Below are 19,591 nucleotides of genomic sequence, written 5' to 3' on the forward strand. Positions count from 1 at the left end.
GTGGGCAGCATGGCGGTTGACCTTGGAACCTTGGGAATCTGGCAGCGAGCCGGAGCTCTGAACGGCGGTTTTGCCGCCGAGATCGAAGCGCTCGGATACGGCACCATCTGGATCGGCGGCTCGCCACCGGGCGACCTACGTCTGGCCGAAGAACTTCTCGACGCCACCAGCAGCGTCGCGGTGGCGACCGGCATCGTGAACGTCTGGGCGGTCGACGCCCGTACGGTCGCGGAGTCCTACCACCGCATCGCCGCGCGGCACCCGGGGCGGTTCCTGCTCGGCGTGGGCATCGGCCATCCCGAGGCGACGAGCAGCTATCAGCGTCCCTTCGACACCGTCGTGGCCTATCTGGACCAGCTCGACCAGGACGGCGTTCCGGCAGCTGACCGGGCGCTGGCCGCTCTGGGGCCCAACATGCTCCGGCTGGCGGCCGAGCGCAGCGCCGGCACGCACCCGTATCTGACGACGCCCGAGCACACGCGGCTCGCACGGGAGATCATGGGCGACGGTCCGTTGCTGGCTCCCGAGCAGAAGGTCGTGGTCGACACCGATACCCGGCGTGCACGTGAGCTGGCCCGGCAAGCCGTCAGCAACCCCTACCTGAAGCTCGCCAACTACGTCGCCAACCTGCGGCGGCTCGGCTACACCGACGACGACCTCGCAGGTGGTGACGGCAGCGACCGCCTGATCGACGACCTCGCGCCGCAGGGGACCGCTGCCAGCGTCGCCGGAAGTGTCACGGCCCATCTGCAGGCCGGGGCCGACCACGTGTGTGTCCAGGTGCTGGGTGATGACCGCATGCCCGGGTACCGCCAGCTGGCGGAGGTGCTCCTGTGACCGCGGCTGCGATGCGGCTCTCGGTGCTCGACCTGGCCACCGTCATCGAAGAGCAGGAGCCGCGGGAGGTCTTCCAGGCAAGTGTGGACACCGCCCGGGCGGCTGAGGAACTCGGCTACGCACGGTACTGGTTCGCCGAGCACCACAACATGCCTTCGATCTTGTCGTCGGCCACCAGCGTGCTCATCGGACACGTCGCGGCGCACACCTCCAGTATCCGGATCGGCTCGGGCGGCATCATGCTGCCCAACCACTCACCACTGGTGATCGCCGAGCAGTTCGGCACGCTGGAAACCCTGCACCCGGGCCGGATCGACCTCGGTGTGGGCCGCGCACCAGGAGGCGACCGCGAGACGTTCCTGGCGCTGCGCCGCGATCCGGCCGCGGCCGAGTACTTCCCGCAGGACGTCGCCGAACTGCGCGATCTGCTCGGCCCCGCGCAGCCTGGCCAACGGGTGCGGGCCATTCCGGGGACTGGAACCAACGTCCCTATCTACATCCTCGGCTCGTCCCTGTTCGGTGCGAAGCTCGCGGCGTCGCTGGGTCTGCCCTACGCCTTCGCCTCGCACTTCGCGCCCGCCGCGCTCGACGACGCGCTGGCCGCCTACCGGCAGAACTTCGAGCCGTCTGAGCAGCTCAGCCGGCCGTACGTGATCGTGGCGATGAACGTCTATGCCGCCCAGACGCGTGAGGCCGCCGAGGCGCTGCTGACCGGCAACCTGGTCCGGATGGCCCGCGGCCTGGTGAGCCGGAGTGGTTCGCCGGTGCCAGAGGTGAGCGACGAGACGCTGCTCGCCTCGCCGGTAGGGCAGCAGGTCCGGTCCATGCTGCAGCACACCGCCTTCGGGACGTCCGACGAAGTCGGCGAGGGGGTGCGGACCTTCGCCGAGCACACGAAAGCCGACGAGATCATGGTGGTGACCAACACGCCTGACGTCGAGGCGAGGATCCGCTCCTACCAGATCCTGGCCCGCGCAACGGGTATCACCGGCTGACCCGACCCGCGTTCGGCGTGGACTTCAATACCGTCAGGCGGCGTTACGGACCTCGGAGGAGGGTTATCGCCACCTGACGGTATTGAAGTGGATCCGCGGGGGTCGGCTATTTGCCGGGCTTCTCGAAGCGGCGACGGAACTTCTCCACCTGGCCGGCCGTGTCGAGGATCTTGGCCTTGCCGGTGTAGAAGGGGTGGCTGCCGGACGAGATCTCGACGTCCACGACCGGATACGTCTGCCCGTCCTCCCACTCGATCGTCTTCTCCGACGTGGCCGTGGATCGGGTGAGAAAGGACAGGCCGGCGCTGCTGTCGCGGAAGACCACCGGGTGGTACTCGGGGTGGATCCCCTTCTTCATCAGACTCTCCGTTCGACGGGTGCTGCGCCACTATACATAGAGATGATAATCATTTGCTAAAGTGGCTCAGGTTCGGCCGTCGTTCATGGCGGGGAAGTGGTGTGAGGGGTGGCGACGGAGCCTCCCAGGCACACCTGGACATCGGCAGAGGAGAAGCTCGTGAAGGTGCGCAACTCGCTACGTTCGATGAAGAAGAAGCCGGGTGCCCAGGTGGTTCGGCGCCGCGGCCGGACGTTCGTGATCAACAAGCAGAACCCACGATTCAAGGCGCGTCAAGGTTAGTCTCACGTCGCAAGGCCCGGCACCCCATTTGTATGCTCGATGTCGGCGGCTGTCACAGCCGTTTGGTGAACATGAGCGACGGTCCGTCGTCGATCACGATGGTGGTGCCGGGCGCCACTGGACGACATCCAAGGACGACGCCCGCGCCGTCGGGGATGTAGCCGCGCTTGACGTACATGCGTTGTGCGCTGCCGTAGTCGGAGTAGAGCCCCACGCCGATCCCGGCATGATCAGATCGGCGCGCGATCCGGTCCTCCGCCTCGTCCATTAGCGTTGATCCGGCGCCGCGTCGGCGATGCCGCGCGAGCACATTGAAGTCGACGATTTCCGGGATGCTCGCCGCCGCGAACGGTGGATAAGGCGAATCCCACGCGATGGTCAGGTAGCCGATCGGGTCCGAATTGGACCATGCCACGATCACATCACGCTTGGCGGACCTCACCATGTCGGCGTACTCGAGAAATTGAGCGCGCGACTTCGGCCAGTCCGCGAACGCGTGCGACAGATCTTCGACGTGCTCCACACCCAGGTCCCGCAGTTCAACCACGGGTCCCAATCTGCCACAGCCCGCAGAGAAAGCCACCCGGTAGCGCCATAGGGTTCGGCTGTGCCCAATGCAAAGACTTTTGTAGGCGTTACCGCGTAGACGTCCGCTGCTTACTCCTTGCTGTTGTACGGTCCGGACCCGTAGCGGGCCGGGTGGCCGCTGATCTCGAAGTTGAGCATCGCCGCCATCGGTTCGATACGCAGCCGGACCGGCCAGCCCGGCGTGTCGCTGCGCTGACTAGGCATCGGTGGACCCGGGCTCGGTGCTGCTGCCGGTGAGCTTCTCCCAGGCGGCGAGGTCGAAGCTGGTGAGCACCAGCCCGACGGTCATCGCCAGCGCCAGCACACCGGCGAACAACAGGGACCAGGACAACGCCTGCCGGCCGGGAGCCCAGCCATCGAGCACCCACGGCAGTGCCACGGTGAGCAGGACGATGGGCCATACCAGCCACGGCGATTCTCGGGGGATGGGCATTACGGCGCGCAGGTCGTGATAGCGACGCGTCCATTCGAGTAGTACCCGGATAGCCGCGACGCTCAACACGATGAACACGACGGCGAACCAGGCTGGTCGGAGCATCACCACGCCAAGTGAGATGCCGAGTACCAGTGTGTACAGCAGCAAGGTCAGTTTGGTGGTAGCGCGCAGGAACGGCGCGCCTTGCGGCGCCACAGCCGCTGCGCGTCGCAGGCCGGTCTCGACGTAGAAGAACGCACCCAGTAGCAGCAGACCGATCAGAGTGGCCGCGATTTGTGCTGTTGCCAGCAGAAGATCGTCGGTGATCTCATGCATGACTGATCGGTCCTGGCGTGATCGAGTGGGCCCGCAGGCGCCGACGGGTCGGAGGCTGGTGGGTCCGCTTCATGGGCACCTCCGGTGACGAGACGGTCTATCTCAACTCTGGGCCGGCCTGCTCCTTCCCGAACAGGGCCGAAGTGCCGCAACGGGTTGGGACCTTGGGCAGCGGCTCGGCCACCGTGGTGGGCCGCCTCGGCAAGCTCTCCTGAATCATCGGCTTCGGCACGCTGGCCTACGGCCACGCTCAGCTGGCGCGTGCCGCGGGCAGTTCCGGGGTGGCATCGCCGAAGTCCGGCCGTACTGGTTGGTAGAACCCCGACAGTAGCGGGGATGAGATGATCATGTCCGCGCTCGTGATGTTCGAGGCGACGCCGATGTTCCATACGGCGGCGATGCGCAGCAAGGCCTTGACGTCGGGATCGTGTGGTTGCGGCTCGAGCGGGTCCCAGAAGAAGATCAGCACGTCGATGACGCCTTCGGCTATCTTCGCGCCGATCTGTTGATCTCCGCCGACGGGGCCGGAGAGGAACCGGTGCACGGGGAGCCCGAGTTCGTGCTGGAGCATGGTTCCGGTCGTCCCGGTCGCGTAGAGGTGGTGCCGCGCCAGTGTTCCACGGTTGAACGCGGCCCATTCCAGCAGCGACTCCTTCTTGTTGTCGTGTGCGACGAGCGCGATGTGGCGCGGGGCTGGGCTCATGCGGCCAGTGTGAGTGGTTTCGGTGTCGGGATCGTTACGGCAGGCTACGAGCACGGGAAGAGTGCCGGTATTCGAACCGCGACGGACCGGCCTCTCGGTGATCCGGGGTAAAATAGCGGATGTAACCAGAGCCTTCTGCTGCCACTAGTGCAGCTGAAGGCTCTTTTTTGTGCCGGCGCGGCTCTCGGTATCCCGGAGCATCCTCAAAGTCCGCCGGGCTTGGGCAGCGTCACGCAGCCGCACCGCCGTTATCCCTCGTGCCCGTAAGGAGATCCCATGAATGATCACCGGTCCGCAACCTCCGCCGGCTCCTGGAAGCTCGGTGACCGGACCGTCAATCGGCTCGGGTTCGGTGCGATGCGCTTGGTAGGCGGCCCACCCTTCGCCGTCGATGCCGCGCGCGACCGATCGCAGCTCATTCGGGTGCTTCGGCGCGCCGTCGAACTCGGTGTGAATCATATCGACACAGCAGCTTTCTATTTCTCGTCAACGCGTTCGGCCAACCAGCTGATCAGCCGGGCTTTGGCGCCGTATCCCGAGGACCTGGTCATCGCCACCAAGGTCGGGCCGGGCCGGGACACCTCGGGGGCATGGTGGTGGGCGACCCCCGAACAGCTACGCGGCCAGGTGGAGGAGAACCTGCGGCAGCTCGGCCGCGAACACCTGGACGTGGTGAACCTGCGGGTACCGCCGAGTGGCAGGTCTGGCTCGATCGCCGAGCACTTCTCCGCCTTGGCCGAACTGCGCACTGCGGGCCTCATCCGGCACCTCGGCATCTCCAACGTCACCTCCGAGCAACTGGCCGAAGCTCGCGCCATCGCGCCCGTGGTCTGTGTGCAGAATGCCTTCAGCATCGACGCCTCGAGCGACGAACACCACTTACTCCGGCTATGTGGCGAGCTCGGCATCGCGTATGTGCCATTCTTCGCGATCGCCGGTGACGGGCGCGAAGCCGGTGCGCGCGCCGTCGACGAAGCGGCCGTGCTGACCGTCGCCCGCAAACATGGAGCGTCGCCCGCGCAGATCCGATTGGCGTGGACTTTGCACCAAGGGGAACATGTCTTGGCGATTCCTGGAACCGGGGATCCGGATCACCTCACCGAGAACGTCGCCGCGGGCGCGATCCGGCTTTCCGGCGACGATCTCGCGTACCTTCAGAGCCGGACGTGAACCGTCCGGTTTGTGGTTTACCGTCGGTCCATGCCGTGGACGCTGCACGGCGCATGTGGGACTCAATGCCGTTGTTCGATGACAGGAGCGCAGAAGTGGCCGAGATCGTGTTGTTCCACCACGTGCAGGGACTCACCGACGGGGTGCGCGCCTTCGCCGACCAGTTACGCGCCGGTGGGCATGTTGTGCACGCGCCTGACCTGTTCGACGGCGAGCGGCCGGCGACCATCGACGACGGCGTCGCTCTGGTCGAGAGCATCGGGCGCCAGCTGCTGCGCGAGCGTGCCGACGGGGTGTTGGACGAGTTGCCGGACGCTCTGGTGTATGCCGGGTTCTCGTTCGGTGCCGGTATGGCGCAGCGGCGTGCGCAGACCCGTGCCGGGGCGCGTGGCGCGCTGCTGTATGAGTCCTGTATCTCGATCACGGGTGAGTGGGCCGTCGGGCCGTGGCCAGAGGGGGTCCCGGTGCAGATCCACGGAATGGAGGCAGACCCGTTCTTCGCGTTGGAGGGCGACCTCGAGGCCGCGCGTGAGCTGGTCGAGACGGTTGGGCCGGAGCTGGCGAGCCTGTTCGTCTACCCGGGCGATCAGCACTTGTTCACCGACAGTTCGCTTCCGTCATACGACGCGGAGGCGACGGCCTTGGTCGTGCGGCGTTCGTTGGACTTCCTCGACGGATTGCCGAGTACATCGCTTTGACGCAGCTACAAGCCGACGCATTCGTGACCCTTGATGAGCAACTCGCAGGTGCCGTCAAGGACCTGGTGACCGTCGCTCCGATTGAGGAGCTGTCCTAACCGAAAGCCCAGCGATCCGCTCGACTGCCGCGACCGCCGGCTCGAGGTCCTTGCGGGCCTCGACCGTCCACAACGAACTGTCGAGGGCCTCGATCACCAGGATGTCCTCGGCGTTGCCATGCGATGTCCGGGCGACGAGCCGGCCGTCGATCATCTGATGTACGCCATCGGCGAAACGCAGCAGTTGTTGCCAGTTGTAGTCGACACTCGCGCCACGGGCCAAGCGTTCTTCGAGGTCGAGAACGTTCAGGCCACTTCCTGGCCGGGACATGCCGTGGAAGTCCTCGAGTCGCCAGGCCCAGGTGTTGCTCCCGACGAAGTCGAGTACCTGGCGAAGTCCCACGTAGTGACCATGGATCCATGCGGGCACGGTGACCTTCATGGGAGCAGGCTCGCACATGAAGGCCTGTCGTACGGATCTCCTGTGGCGCGGACCAACGTCAATATGACAACATTGTTGTCATGATTGACGAGCGAGGAGCCGCACTCTACGCGTTGCTGCGACATGTCCGACCGCTTGTGCTGAACTCCGCGCGGGTGGTTGAGGCGTTAGTGCACGATGCCGGCTGGACGGTTGGGATGCGTGCGGTTATGGAAGTGATCGACGAGATCGGCCCCACACCTGCTCCCGCTATCGCGTCGAGGCTGGACCTGCCCCGGCAGGGGGTTCAGCGACATATCAACGACCTCTTGGAGCTTGGCCACGTCGAAGCGCAGCCGAACCCGGCGCACCGTCGCTCGAACTTGATCGCCCACACTCCACGTGGTGCGGAGGTCTACGCGCGCATCCGGGCCGACGAACTGCGGCGGTTGGATTCCCTCGCGGGAGAGTGCAGCCCGACGGACATCGACGTCGCGGTACAGGTACTCGCGGCGCTCAACCGTGATGTGCGTGATCAGGCGGCCCGACTGACGTACACGAGAAAGAAGCGGGACAATGACTGACGACGAGATCTACGCACTCACCACCACCAACCGGAGGAAGATCGCGGCGTTGCTCGACGGGTTCGACGATGACCAGTGGGCGGCACTGACTCTCTGCCCTGGCTGGACGGTGCACCACATGGCCGCTCATTTTCTGCAGCCGATGGTCGTCGGCTTCGGCCAGTTTCTTCGTGCGGCGTTCCGCCATCGTGGCGACACAGACAAGACCGTGGCGCACGTGACGGAGCGGCTTGCTCGAAAGTCTCGCGCCGACCTGATCGCACTGCTGGACAAACACGCCGGGGACCGCGTGAGTCCTACTCGGGTCGGCCCGATGGGGCCGTTCGCCGAGACGTGCATCCACCTGCGGGACATCGCGCGTCCGTTAGGTCTGGATGCCGACGTCCCGGATGAGCACTGGCTGATCCTGCTCGACTACCTCACATCCTCCTCCGTTGCCCCAGCACTCGTACCGGCCGGGCGGCTGGATGGGCTGGCCCTGTTGGCCGCCGACGGCGATTGGCAGTCCGGGGTGGGGGAGGAATTGCGAGGACCGGCCGAGGCGCTTGCCATGGGCGCGGCCGGGCGCGTCGTCGCTCTCGACGACCTCACCGGGAATGGTGTGACAATGCTGCGCCGCAGGCTTGCGGCGACCGAGTGAATCCGCGCTCCCTCCGCAGCGTCCTGCGGAGTGTGCGCGATGGCACTCGCTCCGCAGGACGCACACGGCGCAGGTCCCGGTGCGTCAGCGGGTGGGGTCGAACGGCGCGAGCTCGGCCGGCGCCCGGCCGGTGGTCATCAGTTCCGCCAGAAGTTCTCCGGTAGCGGGGCCGAGCGTGACCCCCCACATGCCGTGGCCGCCGGCGGTGAAGACCCGCGACGAGGTGGTCCGCCCGATCAGGGGAAGGCCGTCGGGAGTGCACGGGCGTGCACCAACCCACTCGTCAGCCCGGTTGTCCAGCTCGGCGCCGTCCAGGAGCGGGCGCACCGCTTCGGTGATGGCGGCGATACGACGCGGGTCGAGTTTGGCGTCGGGGGAGCGGAATTCCATCATGCCGGCTACCCGGAGCCGATCTCCGAGCGGCGTGCAGGCTACCCGCTGCGCCGGGAAGTACAACGGGCCGGCGGGCACCCGTGGCGTCTTGACACTGAAGCTGTAGCCGCGTCCGGCCTGGACATGGGTGCGCACACCGTGGGGCTTCGCGAGGCGGCTCAGCCACGAACCGTTGGCCAGCACCACTGCGTCGAACGACTGCTGTATGCCGTCGGTGGTCTCGACCACGGCCTGGCCGGGTTTGTTGTGCACGGCGGTGACGGCGGTGCCGATGCGGAACCGGGCGCCCCGGACCCGCACCGCCTCGGCCAGTTCGGAGACGAACGTCCCCGGGTCGATGAACCGCTGGCCGTGCAGCCGGATGGCCGCGCCCACGGCGGGGCCGAGGAGAGGTTCGAGTTCACGAGCCTGCTCACCGCTGAGGGTGTCGAACTCGATCCCCAGCCCGGCGGCGCGGATGTGTTCCAGCTCCTCCAGCAGGGTGGTGCGCTCGGCTTCGGTGCGGTAGGCGGCGAGGAATGGGGCCGCCTCCTGCGTCGGCGTGTGCACTCCGCCGTCGGTGAGCCGGTCGAAGGCGGGCAGCGCACGCTGGTTGATCGGCACGAGTGCGTCCATGGCCCGGCGCCAGCGGGTGGCGGTGCTGTTGCGGGTGAATCGGGTGAGGAAGCCGAGCAGCTTCGGGTCGGGTCGTAGAGGCACGTACACCGGCGACGACGGACTCAGCACCGCCCGCACGCCATAACGGAGCACGGCCGGCTCCGGCAGGGGCGTGGCCAGTCCCGGGGTGAGCCAGCCGGCGTTGCCCCACGACGCGCCGGAGGCGACTCCCTCGCGGTCGATGACGGTGACAGAGACGCCACGTTCTTGCAGGAACCAGGCGGTGGCCAGGCCTACCATGCCGGCTCCCACGATGGCGACGTCACCTGGGGTGCCGGTTGCCGGAGTCTGAGAGGTCATGTCTTCGATGCTGCCCGTCGAAAGGCGATCCGTCTTGGTCTTCGGCGCGCAACGTTTGCGCGGATCGTTGTTCTGAGAGCACAATGCCGATGTGAGCTCGCCCATCGACATCGTGGCTGCCCTGGGTGCGCCGTTGCTGCACGTGGTCGTCGCCGGTGCTGATCGCGGCGACGTCCGTGACGTGTTCCTCGCCGAGCCGCACGACGCCGTCCCCGGCGAGCCCGGCGATCTGGTCCTCGGCATCGGCGTGCCTGGTCCGGAAGAAGCGGTCCAGCTAGTGCGGCGGTGTGCCGCGTCGGGCGCAGCCGCGGTGATCATGCGGACGGCCGTCGCCACACCTGTTCCGGTGGCCGAGGCAGCGCAGGAATCTTCCATCACCCTCGTCGCCGCCGGAGACGGGGTGCCGTGGGCACACCTGGTGTGGCTGTTGCGGGGGGTGATCGATAGGTCGATGCCGCCGCCGGGCGCGTCGTCAGCCGCAGACACCTCGCCGGGCACGTATGACGACCTCTTCGCACTCGCGGACACCGTCGCGGCGATCGTCGGGGCGCCGGTGACGTTCGAGGACAGCGGATCACGCGTCCTGGCCTATTCGTCCGGGCAGGGGCAGACGGACACCGCCCGCGTGGCGACGATCGTCGGACGCCGGGTCCCCGAGGAGGTCGCCGCACACTACCGAGCCCGCGGGGTGTTCCGTCGCCTGGTCCGCTCCGACGAGCCGTTTCTCGTACCAGCCGGCCCGGACGGAATGCTGCCGCGGCTGGTGGTGCCGGTCCGGGCAGGTGGGAGTGGCTGGGCTCCATCTGGGCGGTCGTCGATGGACCCGTCGACGACGCGACAACGGCTGAGCTGCGCCGGGCGGCATCCGTCCTCGCGCTGCACCTGCTGCGGTTACGGGCGCAGACCGACATCGTCCGGCGCAGCGCTACGGAGCTGATCCGCTCGGCGCTCTGGCAGTACTCGCCGGAGCGGGGTATCGATCAGGCGTTGCCGGGTACGGGTCCGTGGCGCGTCGTCGCACTCAGCGCGCCGGAGAGCCACGAATCCGACGAGCACCTGCAGGTGTGGGAGACGGTGCTGCGCCGCCACGGCTGGCGACGTGCGGTGCTGGCCGATCTGGCCGGCGACGTCTTCGCGGTGGTCGACGCCGAGGATGGTGACGGTCCCGGCACGTGGGCGTGGCTTCGGGCCGTGGTTCACGAAATGGACGACGACGGCCGGGGTTGGGTGGCCGCGGCCGGAACGGCGGCGATAACCGCGGAGTTGCCCCGCTCGCGGGTGGAGGCGGCCGAGCTGTTGAGTATTGTGCGCTCGGGACAAGGCACCGATCCGGCGATGTCGGTCGAGGGCGCGTGGGACGCCGTTGTGCTGCACCGTGTGCTTGGTGCCGTCGACCTCGCCGTTCCTGGAAGCCCGCTGCGAGCGTTGCTTGACCACGACGCCGAACACGGCACGGCCTACGTGCCGACACTCGGAGCGTGGCTGGAGCACTATGGCGAGCCGTTACGGGCCGCCAAGGCGCTCCTGATCCACCCCAATACGCTGCGTTATCGCATGCGTCGGCTCCGCGACGTCGTCGACATCAACGTGCACGACCCGCGTCAGCGTCTCGCCCTTTACCTTCAGATCGAGGCCGCGCGAAAAACGACGGAGCGGGCGACCTGAGGGTCGGCCCGGCAGCAACCGACGTCCACGACACGCGCTGGTCCGGTTGCCGGCGCCCCGGATAGGGACAGCCCGAACGGCACGCCGTCGGCGGTAGGCCTCCGCCGCGATGAGCGTGCCCACATCCTCGAAGAGCCGCGTCGTGCCGGCTCACTAGAGGAGCGCCAGCAGACCAGCGGTAACCCGCGGATCCCACTCAGCACTACGGATGTGCAGTTGTCCCGCGCGATTGGGCGAGTCAGGTGAACCCACCCGATACTCCAGGACAACCTCACCGTTCACGCGCCAGCTGATTCCTGGCGGACGACGTGTCGGGTCGGCGGGATCCAGCGTGAGGAGGGAGAGGATAAAGAAGACGCCCAGCAGGGGGGGCGGTCACGCATCGGGCCGGCCGCGACAGGGCGCGACCCTGGTAACCGACGGCGGCCGGCTGGCCGGCTTGCTCAACGATCCAGCGCGTGCGCCGAGGAGATAACCACGCGGCCCGCCTGCAGGTGATCGACGCCAATGATTCTCCCTGCGACCCGTTCACCGTATATCGCGCCATCCGGCGTGAATAGATGGACTCGGTCACCACGCGGGCGAACACCTCATGCCGGCGGGTATCAGCCCACAGGATGAAGGACCGGGACCCGTGCGTGTCGCCTGTTTCGTTGTCGCCCGTTGCATCCACCGGCATGAGGCGTTCGAGAATGGCGAGAACGTCGATGTCAACGTGCTCCGCCACCTCGACACTGGCGTCGGTCCCGCGCACCTCCCAGACCGCATCGCCGCCGTCGGAGGGCTCATCCGGCCGCACGGAATCCGCGTCGCGTCGCCATGCCCGACACTGCTCGAGCCAGAGGACACGGCCCATCCGGTCCGACATTGTTCTCCCTCCGGCCGCGTTGATCACCCTACCGACACCCGGCCGCGGCGTTGAATGCCGCCGGAACGCCCGCCTGCCTAGCTTCGTGGCCTCACGTAACGTTTAGACCGGTTCTCGGGCCGCGAAACGTTACGTGAGGCCACGAAGCTCAGCTGAGCGAGGTGAAGCGCGGGGAGTCCCGAGCCGCAGCACCCAGCGCGATCAGGCCCGACGGTCGGCTAGCGCCTCGGTCAGTAGTCCCACCAATGCCTCGAGCTGGACGTCGGCCGAGGAAGCGATCTCTTCACCGGAGCCGTCGAGTGCGCGCGCGGCAAGGCTCGCCTTGGCGTCGATGAGTTCGGCGATCTTGGCGTCGATCGTCTGGGCGGCGATGATCCGCCAGGCCGTGACGGGTTCGGTCTGCCCGATCCGGTGGACCCGGTCGATCGCCTGGGTCTGCTCGGCGTTGGTCCACGAGAGCTCGGCGAGGACGACGTTGCTGGCGACCTGCAGGTTGAGGCCGACGCCGGCGGCGGTGAGAGAGCAGACCGCGATGGCTACGTCCGGGTCGTTGATGAACGCGTCGATGTTGCGCTGGCGTTCTCTGGGGGACTGATCGCCGCGGACTGAGGCGTAGCCGATTCCCCGCGATTCCAGGAGCTCCGAGGCAGCGTCCATCACGTCGATGTGCTTGGCGAAGAACACGACCTTGCCCGCGTTGCGGGCCAGCTGTGCGGCGTAGTCGGCCGCCAGGGTGGCCTTGGAACGGCCGATCCGGCGCACTACGGCGAACACGTTCTCGCCCGACGACCGGTCCGCGTCCTTGAGTTCCGAGCGCACGACTCGCCGGACAAGCTCGTGATCGATGCCCTCGACGACCTTGTCCGAGCGTTCCGCACGCGCGGCGACGGCCGCGTCGTACCGCTGGACCAGGCGCAGCGCGAGCTCACGTTCGGCGTTGCGGATCGAACGCGTGGTGGCGACGTCGAGCTCAACGGGCAGGTCAGCGATCCGCCGGGCGGGGATGTCGCTGGCGACGTCCACCTTGCGCCGCCGGACGATGCCGAGATCGATCACGGCTTGGCGTGCCGCGGGCTGGAAGCCCCGATCGGCAGGGGTCTGGCCGGTTTTCTCCAGCGCCGTCATGAGCTGCGGGCCGGGTTTGTTGTCCTCGATCCAGCCGAGGAACTGCCAGATTGCGCGGAAGTCGTCGATGTCATTGATCAGTGGCGTGCCCGTGAGCGCCATCATCAGCGGCCGCGGGAGGCGCTGCCGGATCCGATCGGCGATCTCGAGCACATGCTGGGATCGCTGAGACTTCTTGTTCTTGATGAAGTGCGCCTCATCGACGACCATGCCGCGGAAGCCGTGGGTGGCGATCCAGCCGACGTGGCGGTCCAGCACCTCGTAGTTCACGACGACGATGTCAGCGAACCCATCGATAGTCTCCCCACTGCCGTGAATCACCGTCACGCTCCGTGAAGGCGTCCAGAGAGCGACCTCACGGGCCCAGTTCGTCTTGACCACGCTCGGCACCACACACAGCAGCGGGTAGGCGTTCGCGGCCTGTGCAGCGAGCAGCGCCTGCGCGGTCTTGCCCAGTCCCGGCTCATCAGCCAGCAGGAACGTGCGGTGCCCCTGGGCCGCGGCAGTGATCACGCGGGCCTGGTGCGGCATAAGTTCGAGTTTGGAAGGCAGCTGCGACGGCGCCGGTTCGGGCAGTTGCATGCACGACCCTGCTCCGGGCGAAGCGTTCTCGAACGAGTTCAGCAGTGGCGTGATCAGCTCCCAGCCGGCGAGGCGCCGCTGCGTCGGGCGCTGCTGTTCGGCGTCGCCGAAATCGGGTGCGAGGAACGGGTTGGCCAGCTGCGCGGCGGCGACGGAGCGCGGCACCACCTGTCGCTCACTGGGTGCGACGGTCTGGGGCGTCCGTGGCTTCTCGAGCTCCGGATCTGGCGCCAGGCCACCGGCAACCTGCATCTCACGCTTCAGCCGCAATGCTGAGTCGCTGGCCTCGGCGTCCTCGGCGAGGAGCAGGTACAGCGACGGCTGACGGGCCGCGGTCTGCGCAAGGATGGTCGCGATTCCGTCCAGCCGTCTCAGTTCCGTGTCTCGCTGAGCGTCGGACACGGAAGTGTCGGCTTTAATACGCGCGCGTTCGTCACGCACCTGCAACGCGACGGCCTGGAACTTCGCCGCGTCTACCTGGCCCCGCTGGGCGCGGTTCTCGAGTTCTCGGACCGCTTTGGCAAGGACGGGCAGGATCCCGTCGTTGTCACGCGCGCGACGCTTGCCGCGCTGGGCTGTCCCGGTCCCCCCGGAACGACGTACACGTTGTGCCACCAAGCCTCCTGCTGGGTACTACCTGGACATGGATCGAGCCCCAGCTGCTGTGCCCGTGCGACGGTCCGTCCAGCCGTCGAACTGGCACGGCAAGCACTCCTTGACGAGTGCCTGCCCCAGACGGGACCGTCACGCGCGTCTCAGCGCCGACGCACCGACGTCGAACAGCGATCTCTCAAGAAGGGGACGCTGCTGGAAAGAAGTCCCTCGAAAGGGACGCCCGACGAGCCGGTGTTGTGTCCATGGTACCTGGAGGCGCACGGAGCCGCCTCAAGAGCGCATACTGGAACCAATGACGAAACGAATCCCGGCCAAGCGGCGACATCTTGCGAGTAGCCCTTTCCTACCTCAGTCCGAGCCGGTCATCGAGGAGTTCGCCCTCGGGGACCGGGTTTCACATGACCGATACGGCGTTGGCCGGGTCACGGCTGAAGAGACCGGGGCGGTGACCGTCGACTTCGGTTCCCAAACGGTCCGCATCGCCAGCCCCTTCCACAAGATGGCGAGATTGTAGGCAGCCCCGCTTGGAAATCAGCGCGGCGTAGCCGGTTTGTAGGCGCGGATCTGGATCCCGGCTGACTCGTGTCCGTTCATGGTGGCGACTGTGAATCGGCGTGTCTCAGAGATGCTGAAGTCGGTGAGCAGCGCGGCGAGCCTCTCGGGGGAGTGGTGTCGGCAGACTGCCTGCATCTAGCCCGGAGAAGTGCAGAGCAGGATTCAGGGTACGGGCCCGGGCGATCATTTCTGGTGAGGTGTCGACGCCTGTCAGGTTGTTGAAGCCCTCACGTCCTAGAGCGTGCATGGTGCGTCCATAGCCGCAGCCGTAGTCGAGGATCGTGGCATCCCTGGCGACGCCGTTCAGCCAGGGCATGTACAGCGGATGTGTGAATGTCTTGGTCGCCGCGGCAGCATCCCAGTAGGTGGTTTGAGTATCGAGATCGGACATGACTGGCACCTCCATCGGCGTCCCGGCACGGATCTCATGCTGTCATGGCGCGCGAATCCGTGCGGCGTACCAATGTGTCGACCTGCGGTGCCAATCGGACTAAGAATCCGCGCGAATAGGGATTCGCCGGGCTCACGGGCCCGGGCATCCGGGCTAGCTGCGTTGTCGTCAGTCGACGCACAAACCCAGTGCGACTCCTGCCTCGGCCTTGCTACCCAGGCGCCCGACCTCGCTCCCTATCCGGCGCCCCTATTCGCGCGGGTTCCTAAGTCTTCCCCCCGCGTCACAGTACGCGGTAGCGCAGGTGGGTCACCCACGGGGATTTCACGGCATCGAGCTGTTCGAGCCTGACGTCGGGGCTGACCCCGTCGAAGAGCCGCTTGCCCGCGCCGAGAAGGACCGGGGCGACCGACACGGCGAGTTCGTCCAGCCGGCCGGAGGCGAGGACCTGGCGGATCACGTCTCCACCCATGATCCCGACGTCCTTCTGGCCTGCTGCTTCCTTCGCCTGGGCAAGTGCGGAGTCGAGGCCGTTCACGAACTGGAACCCTGCGCCGCTGGGTTCGTCCTCTGGTCGGTGCGTGAGGATGAAGAAGGGGACGGGCCAGGGGTTTGTGCCGCCCCATGCGCCCGCTGACTCGTACGTCCAGCGTCCTCCGACGACGGCGCCGATCCGCTGAATGGAGTCATCTAGGACTTGTTTGTCCACACCTGTCGCTTCGCCTTTCGGTCCTTGGTCGTAGGACCACGCACCTCCGAACACCCAGTAGTGGAGCTGCTCGCCACCGTCGCCGAGCCCGCGTCCAGGACCGTCGTTCGGGCCGGTGAAGTAGCCATCGAGGGATACCGTCATCTGGGCCACGATTTTGCTCATCTGTTCCTCCCGGGTTGAGGTCGGTAGTGCTCTCCATTGCTACCGACCCGGGCGAGCGGCGAAACTCACCGCCGCGCTGGCTTCGTAGCGTCCTGCAGATGGTGGGCTATGGCGCTCACTGTGCAGGACGCAACCGGGCGTCGCGGGATCCCGGAGAAGGTGGCGTAATCGTGCGTGCAATGTGTGCAAAGTGCTACCATTGCATGCATGGAGACCAAGCCGATTCAGATACGCGACGTGCCTGCCGACGCACTCGACGTTATGCGCATTCGTGCGGCGGCTGAGGGGATGAGTCTCACTGCCTATCTCCGGCGAATGGTGATCGAGGCGGCGGCCCAGCCCACGGTGGCCGAGGTCTTGGCTCGCGCAGCTCAGCGGCCTCCGGCTGGGCTGACCATGGCAGACATTGTGGCGGCGACACGTGCCGGGAGGGGCGAGTGAGTGCACTCGTCGTTGACAACTCGGTTCTTGTTTACGTTCTCACCCAAGCGCAAACCAACGACGTGCTACGCCAGAGGCTCTCCGCGCCGCGTGTGCTGAGCGCGCCCCATCTCGTCGACTATGAGTTTGCTAACGCGCTACGTGGCTTGGTCCAGGCAGGGAAACTGGCACCAGAGCACGCGGACGATGCCAGACTCGATTTCGCCGACCTGCGGATCCAGCGTTACCCGGGGGCGGTCACTGCTGAACGTGCGTGGGAACTGCGCGACAACTTCACCGCCTACGACGCCGCCTACATCGCGCTGGCAGAGGTACTCGACTGCCCGCTGCTGACCGGCGATCAAAAGCTCATCGGAGCGCACCGCGCCAACGTCGAACTCCACCCCAGCTCGTAACTTCCTTACTGGGGTCATCGGACCTGGCCGAGCGTGAGAAGGATGTCCCGGCCTCCCAGCGCCGGCGAGGTCGGAGAGAACCGCGGAAGCTGACGACGCCTCACAAAATCCTGGGCGACGGTGCCGCGATGGGGTAGCGTTTTTCGCTCGCCGGCCACGGAGGTTGCGAGCCATGACACTTTCGGCACAGACGTTCATCGCGACACTTCGCGAACACGAATCGGAGAGCGAGCGCGCGAAGATCAGCCGATACTTCCGCGGCAGCGCGGATACGCAGATCATTGGCGTCCGGATGAAGACTACTTTCGACACCGCCGCCAAATATCGCGACGTCCCGCTGGCGGAAGTCGAAGCGCTGCTGGAATCTCCGTACTACGAGGCGCGAATCGGCGCGGTCAGCATTCTCGACTTCAAAGCCCGCCGCAAAGGCATCACCGATGCCGAGCGCGCAGAGCTCTACAACCTCTATCTCCGCCGCCACGACCGCATCGACAATTGGGATCTCGTCGACCGGGCCGCGCCTCGGGTGATCGGTTGGTATCTGTTCGACAAACCTCGAGACCCGCTCTACAAGCTCGCGGGTTCGGCGAACATCTGGGAGCGCCGGACGGCGATCACCGCGACGTTCTGGTTCATCCGTCAGAGGGACATCGACGACGCGCTGAAGATCGCCGAAATGCTGATCGACGACGACGAGGAACTGATCAACAAGTCGGTCGGCACCGGGCTGCGAGAAATTGGCAAGGTCGATCCGGACCGTTTGGTCGAATTCCTTCGTACGCATGCCGCCAAGACGCCGCGAGTGACCCTTCGCTACGCGACCGAGCGGCTACCGGCGGACGTGCGAAAACAACTCCTCGGCCCGCGGTGAGGGCAGTTACTAGCAGGTGAGACGCCGGTTCCTCGCCGGGATCAACGGCGTCGGCTGAGGAAACTCCATGAGCCAACGCCGTTGATCACTGTGGGGATGGGCGTATTCACTATCGGGCAAATGTGAGGCTTCCGAGGCCCAGCTGATCGTACGTGCTGGCATGGCCGCCGGCGCCGCTCTCGGGGCGGAGACGGGCGACCATTTCGGCGACATTCGGCGTGGAGAGCCCGCGGCGGCCCGCATAGTGGCCCAGGATCATCTCCCAGACCGGACGCAACTGGCCACGCTGGTTGGTGGAGATGACGGTCTGCTGTTGCGGGTCGCAGTTGTGTCCGTTCTCCCAGCGGTAGGTCTCGTATGGAACGCTGTGGCCGTTGTTGTACCGGGCGACGTACTCCGCACCGGCCAGGAATCGGTTGCCGTCCCAGCCGTACATGTCGTCTCCCTGGTTCCAGGCCATCTCGCAGAGCGCGGCCATCAACCCCACGCCCATGATGGTGTGTGCCTGGTCGCGTCCGGACTCCTGCCACTGTCCCAGCGACGACGAGTGCAGGTGCCACACCGCGCGGCCGATCGAGCCGTTGCCCGCACCGTGGCGGAAATACTCCAGGCCCTGCTCGTAGATCGGCCAGTCGTCGCAGAGCGCGCCGATCGCGACCATTGTCGCCATATTGCCGAGCTCCCAGTTCGCCCAGTAGTGGGTGACGCAGGTGTCGCTGTGGTTGAGCATGAACCAGTTGCTACGCGGGTAGAACTTGTCGAGCATCATGGCCTGGAACCCGGCCAGGTCGAACCCGGGATAGCCGCGCATCATCTCCGCGGCGTTGGCGAACTGGTAGCCGTTGATTCCCGCCAGCAAGGCCACGTGCTGGTCGCCGCCAAGGTTCTCCAGCGTGCTCGACCACGCGTTCATGATCTCGACGGATTTGTCGGCGTACCGGTCGTCACCACTGATCTTCCAGCGCAGCGCGGTCTGGTACGCCGCATGCACGTCCCGCGCCAGCAGCATGAAATTCTCGTTGGTGCCGGCTCCCCGGCGCACTTCCGGCTGCGGCCGCGGCGACCAGCTCAACTGGGCTTCCGGGCTCGCGGTCAGCTTTTCCCAGCTGCCCAGCCACGGCTGCTCACCCGCCTGCACTTTGGCCACCATCCGGTCGAAGTCCGCCTGGGTGTGCAGCAGACCCGGATGCGTGAATGTGCGTGAGCCGCCTGCGATGGGGACGAACCGCCAGCGCTGCTGGGGCCCGCCGTGGTCGGTCCACTGCATCGTGCGCGCGCCGTCTGCGGTCGAACTGCCGTTGTCGAGCGCCTTGCCGCTGTACGCGCAGATCAGCTTCTGGTAGCCGCCGCCCACGTCGACGATCTGCCACCGCTGCTGCGACTCGCCGTTACCGCGCCACTGGATCACAGAGGCACCGTCTTCGTTCGAGCTGCCGTTGTCGAGTGCTCGCCACGTGCCGCTGTACAGGGCGATCAGCTGATATAGCCCGTCGCCTTCGTGCGACACCAGCCACCGCTGGGGCAGGCCACCCCAGTGGGCCCACTGGCCGACGTTTGTCGCGTCGGTCGTCGAACGCAGGTTGTCCAGCGCCTTGCCACTGAACTCGTTGATCAGGCAGTACGTCCCGTCGGGTACTGCCGCCTGTGCCTGTTGGGCCGAGACGACACTTGCCGTTCCGACCAGTCCTAATCCGGCGACCGCCTGGAGCAATGGCCGCCGCCCGATCGTCCTCTTCCGCCCTGCTTTGCCGTGCTGAGCCGTCATCGTCGAGGCTCCTTTCCTGATCGATGGTC

The 19,591-nt window shown here is 66.5% G+C and carries 26 protein-coding genes; 14 read left to right on the forward strand and 12 right to left on the reverse strand.

The window, feature by feature from the left end:
* Positions 1-9: 9 nt before the first annotated feature.
* Both F7O44_RS08840 and F7O44_RS08845 read left to right on the forward strand, forming a co-directional pair.
* On the forward strand, positions 10-837 hold the full coding sequence (locus F7O44_RS08840; RefSeq protein ID WP_162449841.1) for an LLM class F420-dependent oxidoreductase: 828 nt from the start codon (positions 10-12) through the stop codon (positions 835-837).
* Positions 838-848: 11 nt separating this feature from the next.
* A complete protein-coding gene (locus tag F7O44_RS08845; RefSeq protein WP_162450078.1) occupies positions 849-1,832 on the forward strand; it encodes an LLM class flavin-dependent oxidoreductase in 984 nt (327 codons plus the stop codon).
* A gap of 106 nt (positions 1,833-1,938) precedes the next feature.
* Here the strand turns inward: F7O44_RS08845 and F7O44_RS08850 are convergent, their stop codons facing one another.
* Positions 1,939-2,190 carry a type B 50S ribosomal protein L31 gene (locus F7O44_RS08850; RefSeq protein WP_162449842.1) on the reverse strand — a complete coding sequence of 84 codons (252 nt, stop codon included), beginning with the start codon at positions 2,188-2,190 and terminating at the stop codon, positions 1,939-1,941.
* A gap of 159 nt (positions 2,191-2,349) precedes the next feature.
* On the opposite strand from F7O44_RS08850, the gene ykgO reads away from it, so the two are divergent.
* Entirely contained in the window at positions 2,350-2,472 is a 123-nt protein-coding gene (gene ykgO, locus F7O44_RS08855) for a type B 50S ribosomal protein L36 (protein ID WP_162450079.1), read from the forward strand.
* Between the two features lie 52 nt (positions 2,473-2,524).
* Here the strand turns inward: ykgO and F7O44_RS08860 are convergent, their stop codons facing one another.
* The 3 genes from F7O44_RS08860 to F7O44_RS08865 all read right to left on the reverse strand — a co-directional run bounded on the left by F7O44_RS08860 (position 2,525) and on the right by F7O44_RS08865 (position 3,811).
* Positions 2,525-3,019, reverse strand: coding sequence for a GNAT family N-acetyltransferase (locus F7O44_RS08860; protein ID WP_222851196.1), 495 nt, complete (start codon positions 3,017-3,019; stop codon positions 2,525-2,527).
* A gap of 110 nt (positions 3,020-3,129) precedes the next feature.
* A complete protein-coding gene (locus tag F7O44_RS31005) occupies positions 3,130-3,264 on the reverse strand; it encodes a hypothetical protein (protein WP_281353467.1) in 135 nt (44 codons plus the stop codon).
* Positions 3,257-3,811: a hypothetical protein gene (locus tag F7O44_RS08865; protein ID WP_162449843.1), complete on the reverse strand. Its 555-nt coding sequence runs from the start codon at positions 3,809-3,811 to the stop codon at positions 3,257-3,259. The genes F7O44_RS31005 and F7O44_RS08865 overlap by 8 nt, the downstream gene beginning before the upstream one ends.
* Positions 3,812-3,828: 17 nt before the next feature.
* Here F7O44_RS08865 and F7O44_RS08870 point away from each other — a divergent pair, with 17 nt between their 5' ends.
* A complete protein-coding gene (locus F7O44_RS08870) occupies positions 3,829-4,026 on the forward strand; it encodes a hypothetical protein (RefSeq protein ID WP_162449844.1) in 198 nt (65 codons plus the stop codon).
* A gap of 35 nt (positions 4,027-4,061) precedes the next feature.
* On the opposite strand, the gene F7O44_RS08875 is transcribed toward F7O44_RS08870, so the two are convergent.
* Positions 4,062-4,514, reverse strand: a complete 453-nt coding sequence (locus F7O44_RS08875; protein ID WP_162449845.1) for a methylglyoxal synthase — start codon at positions 4,512-4,514, stop codon at positions 4,062-4,064.
* A 276-nt stretch (positions 4,515-4,790) separates the two neighbouring features.
* Between F7O44_RS08875 and F7O44_RS08880 the strand changes: the two genes are divergently transcribed.
* On the forward strand, positions 4,791-5,684 hold the full coding sequence (locus F7O44_RS08880) for an aldo/keto reductase (RefSeq protein WP_162449846.1): 894 nt from the start codon (positions 4,791-4,793) through the stop codon (positions 5,682-5,684).
* Positions 5,685-5,779: 95 nt separating this feature from the next.
* Positions 5,780-6,382: a dienelactone hydrolase family protein gene (locus F7O44_RS08885; RefSeq protein ID WP_162449847.1), complete on the forward strand. Its 603-nt coding sequence runs from the start codon at positions 5,780-5,782 to the stop codon at positions 6,380-6,382.
* A 54-nt stretch (positions 6,383-6,436) separates the two neighbouring features.
* Here F7O44_RS08885 and F7O44_RS08890 read toward each other — a convergent pair whose 3' ends face one another.
* Positions 6,437-6,862 carry a hypothetical protein gene (locus F7O44_RS08890; protein WP_162449848.1) on the reverse strand — a complete coding sequence of 142 codons (426 nt, stop codon included), beginning with the start codon at positions 6,860-6,862 and terminating at the stop codon, positions 6,437-6,439.
* 80 nt (positions 6,863-6,942) lie between these two features.
* Between F7O44_RS08890 and F7O44_RS08895 the strand changes: the two genes are divergently transcribed.
* The gene (locus F7O44_RS08895; RefSeq protein WP_162449849.1) at positions 6,943-7,425 is read left to right on the forward strand and encodes a MarR family winged helix-turn-helix transcriptional regulator; all 483 of its coding nucleotides are present in this window, start codon (positions 6,943-6,945) and stop codon (positions 7,423-7,425) included.
* Positions 7,418-8,065, forward strand: coding sequence for a maleylpyruvate isomerase family mycothiol-dependent enzyme (locus F7O44_RS08900; protein ID WP_162449850.1), 648 nt, complete (start codon positions 7,418-7,420; stop codon positions 8,063-8,065). Before F7O44_RS08895 ends, F7O44_RS08900 begins: the two co-directional genes overlap by 8 nt.
* 84 nt (positions 8,066-8,149) lie before the next feature.
* Here F7O44_RS08900 and F7O44_RS08905 read toward each other — a convergent pair whose 3' ends face one another.
* Entirely contained in the window at positions 8,150-9,415 is a 1,266-nt protein-coding gene (locus F7O44_RS08905; RefSeq protein WP_162449851.1) for an NAD(P)/FAD-dependent oxidoreductase, read from the reverse strand.
* 91 nt (positions 9,416-9,506) lie between these two features.
* Between F7O44_RS08905 and F7O44_RS29600 the strand changes: the two genes are divergently transcribed.
* Both F7O44_RS29600 and F7O44_RS29605 read left to right on the forward strand, forming a co-directional pair.
* The gene (locus tag F7O44_RS29600; RefSeq protein ID WP_222851197.1) at positions 9,507-10,352 is read left to right on the forward strand and encodes a PucR family transcriptional regulator ligand-binding domain-containing protein; all 846 of its coding nucleotides are present in this window, start codon (positions 9,507-9,509) and stop codon (positions 10,350-10,352) included.
* Between the two features lie 50 nt (positions 10,353-10,402).
* Positions 10,403-11,080 carry a PucR family transcriptional regulator gene (locus F7O44_RS29605; RefSeq protein ID WP_222851198.1) on the forward strand — a complete coding sequence of 226 codons (678 nt, stop codon included), beginning with the start codon at positions 10,403-10,405 and terminating at the stop codon, positions 11,078-11,080.
* Between the two features lie 271 nt (positions 11,081-11,351).
* Here F7O44_RS29605 and F7O44_RS08915 read toward each other — a convergent pair whose 3' ends face one another.
* Together F7O44_RS08915 and F7O44_RS08920 are read right to left on the reverse strand one after the other, a co-directional pair.
* Positions 11,352-11,975, reverse strand: coding sequence for a hypothetical protein (locus tag F7O44_RS08915; RefSeq protein ID WP_162449852.1), 624 nt, complete (start codon positions 11,973-11,975; stop codon positions 11,352-11,354).
* A gap of 174 nt (positions 11,976-12,149) precedes the next feature.
* Complete coding sequence (locus tag F7O44_RS08920) at positions 12,150-14,270, reverse strand: SNF2-related protein (RefSeq protein WP_162449853.1); 2,121 nt, start codon at positions 14,268-14,270, stop codon at positions 12,150-12,152.
* 292 nt (positions 14,271-14,562) lie between these two features.
* Here F7O44_RS08920 and F7O44_RS08925 point away from each other — a divergent pair, with 292 nt between their 5' ends.
* A complete protein-coding gene (locus tag F7O44_RS08925; protein WP_162449854.1) occupies positions 14,563-14,784 on the forward strand; it encodes a hypothetical protein in 222 nt (73 codons plus the stop codon).
* Between the two features lie 105 nt (positions 14,785-14,889).
* Here F7O44_RS08925 and F7O44_RS08930 read toward each other — a convergent pair whose 3' ends face one another.
* Both F7O44_RS08930 and F7O44_RS08935 read right to left on the reverse strand, forming a co-directional pair.
* A complete protein-coding gene (locus tag F7O44_RS08930; protein ID WP_222851199.1) occupies positions 14,890-15,216 on the reverse strand; it encodes a class I SAM-dependent methyltransferase in 327 nt (108 codons plus the stop codon).
* 283 nt (positions 15,217-15,499) lie between these two features.
* On the reverse strand, positions 15,500-16,090 hold the full coding sequence (locus tag F7O44_RS08935; protein WP_162449855.1) for a dihydrofolate reductase family protein: 591 nt from the start codon (positions 16,088-16,090) through the stop codon (positions 15,500-15,502).
* Between the two features lie 207 nt (positions 16,091-16,297).
* Between F7O44_RS08935 and F7O44_RS08940 the strand changes: the two genes are divergently transcribed.
* From F7O44_RS08940 to F7O44_RS08950, 3 genes are all read left to right on the forward strand, one after another.
* Positions 16,298-16,531 carry a hypothetical protein gene (locus F7O44_RS08940; protein WP_162449856.1) on the forward strand — a complete coding sequence of 78 codons (234 nt, stop codon included), beginning with the start codon at positions 16,298-16,300 and terminating at the stop codon, positions 16,529-16,531.
* Positions 16,528-16,926: a PIN domain-containing protein gene (locus F7O44_RS08945; RefSeq protein ID WP_162449857.1), complete on the forward strand. Its 399-nt coding sequence runs from the start codon at positions 16,528-16,530 to the stop codon at positions 16,924-16,926. The genes F7O44_RS08940 and F7O44_RS08945 overlap by 4 nt, the downstream gene beginning before the upstream one ends.
* 172 nt (positions 16,927-17,098) lie before the next feature.
* Positions 17,099-17,797, forward strand: a complete 699-nt coding sequence (locus F7O44_RS08950; protein ID WP_162449858.1) for a DNA alkylation repair protein — start codon at positions 17,099-17,101, stop codon at positions 17,795-17,797.
* A 109-nt stretch (positions 17,798-17,906) separates the two neighbouring features.
* On the opposite strand, the gene F7O44_RS08955 is transcribed toward F7O44_RS08950, so the two are convergent.
* Entirely contained in the window at positions 17,907-19,562 is a 1,656-nt protein-coding gene (locus F7O44_RS08955; protein ID WP_162449859.1) for an RICIN domain-containing protein, read from the reverse strand.
* Between the last annotated feature and the right edge of the window lie 29 nt (positions 19,563-19,591).

This window comes from Phytoactinopolyspora mesophila (assembly GCF_010122465.1).
In the GTDB taxonomy this organism is placed as follows: domain Bacteria; phylum Actinomycetota; class Actinomycetes; order Jiangellales; family Jiangellaceae; genus Phytoactinopolyspora; species Phytoactinopolyspora mesophila.

What these genes read in the sequence shown, in the direction of transcription:
- F7O44_RS08875 (WP_162449845.1), bottom strand. Translation starts at nt 4,514, where the DNA reads ATGAGCCCAGCCCCGCGCCACATCGCGCTCGTCGCACACGACAACAAG.
- F7O44_RS08925 (WP_162449854.1), top strand. Translation starts at nt 14,563, where the DNA reads ATGACGAAACGAATCCCGGCCAAGCGGCGACATCTTGCGAGTAGCCCT.
- F7O44_RS08880 (WP_162449846.1), top strand. Translation starts at nt 4,791, where the DNA reads ATGAATGATCACCGGTCCGCAACCTCCGCCGGCTCCTGGAAGCTCGGT.
- F7O44_RS08930 (WP_222851199.1), bottom strand. Translation starts at nt 15,216, where the DNA reads ATGTCCGATCTCGATACTCAAACCACCTACTGGGATGCTGCCGCGGCG.
- F7O44_RS08845 (WP_162450078.1), top strand. Translation starts at nt 849, where the DNA reads ATGCGGCTCTCGGTGCTCGACCTGGCCACCGTCATCGAAGAGCAGGAG.
- F7O44_RS08850 (WP_162449842.1), bottom strand. Translation starts at nt 2,190, where the DNA reads ATGAAGAAGGGGATCCACCCCGAGTACCACCCGGTGGTCTTCCGCGAC.
- F7O44_RS08935 (WP_162449855.1), bottom strand. Translation starts at nt 16,090, where the DNA reads ATGAGCAAAATCGTGGCCCAGATGACGGTATCCCTCGATGGCTACTTC.
- F7O44_RS08900 (WP_162449850.1), top strand. Translation starts at nt 7,418, where the DNA reads ATGACTGACGACGAGATCTACGCACTCACCACCACCAACCGGAGGAAG.
- F7O44_RS08905 (WP_162449851.1), bottom strand. Translation starts at nt 9,415, where the DNA reads ATGACCTCTCAGACTCCGGCAACCGGCACCCCAGGTGACGTCGCCATC.
- F7O44_RS08955 (WP_162449859.1), bottom strand. Translation starts at nt 19,562, where the DNA reads ATGACGGCTCAGCACGGCAAAGCAGGGCGGAAGAGGACGATCGGGCGG.
- F7O44_RS31005 (WP_281353467.1), bottom strand. Translation starts at nt 3,264, where the DNA reads ATGCCTAGTCAGCGCAGCGACACGCCGGGCTGGCCGGTCCGGCTGCGT.
- F7O44_RS08865 (WP_162449843.1), bottom strand. Translation starts at nt 3,811, where the DNA reads ATGCATGAGATCACCGACGATCTTCTGCTGGCAACAGCACAAATCGCG.
- F7O44_RS08895 (WP_162449849.1), top strand. Translation starts at nt 6,943, where the DNA reads ATGATTGACGAGCGAGGAGCCGCACTCTACGCGTTGCTGCGACATGTC.
- F7O44_RS08950 (WP_162449858.1), top strand. Translation starts at nt 17,099, where the DNA reads ATGACACTTTCGGCACAGACGTTCATCGCGACACTTCGCGAACACGAA.
- F7O44_RS08840 (WP_162449841.1), top strand. Translation starts at nt 10, where the DNA reads ATGGCGGTTGACCTTGGAACCTTGGGAATCTGGCAGCGAGCCGGAGCT.
- F7O44_RS08890 (WP_162449848.1), bottom strand. Translation starts at nt 6,862, where the DNA reads ATGAAGGTCACCGTGCCCGCATGGATCCATGGTCACTACGTGGGACTT.
- F7O44_RS08940 (WP_162449856.1), top strand. Translation starts at nt 16,298, where the DNA reads ATGGAGACCAAGCCGATTCAGATACGCGACGTGCCTGCCGACGCACTC.